Here is a 309-nt window from a genome sequence, read left to right as displayed (position 1 = left end):
ACCACATCGCCGGGCGCGATGATCGCGGTAGCGAGACTGGAGAGCCCTTCCTTGGACCCCATCGTAACCACCACTTCGTTCTCGGGATCAAGCTCCACGCCGAAGCGGCGAGCATAGTAACCCGCCTGCGCACGGCGCAGACCGGGAATGCCCTTGGACTGCGAATAGCCATGCGCGTCCGGCTTGGCCGCCACTTCACACAGCTTGTCGATGACGTGCTGCGGCGGAGGCTGATCGGGGTTGCCCATGCCAAGATCGATGATGTCTTGTCCGGCCAGCCGTGCCGCATGACGCATGGCGTTCACCTCC

The 309-nt window shown here is 63.8% G+C and carries 1 protein-coding gene; it reads right to left on the bottom strand.

Features of this window, described 5'->3' with window-relative positions:
• The coding region (locus FLQ44_RS08085; RefSeq protein ID WP_147693962.1) for an aminotransferase class I/II-fold pyridoxal phosphate-dependent enzyme at positions 1-309 on the bottom strand (309 nt) is incomplete at both ends.

The sequence above is a fragment of the Vogesella mureinivorans genome (assembly GCF_007644035.1).
GTDB lineage: Bacteria > Pseudomonadota > Gammaproteobacteria > Burkholderiales > Chromobacteriaceae > Vogesella > Vogesella mureinivorans.
This window is presented reverse-complemented; position numbering and strand designations above follow the sequence as displayed.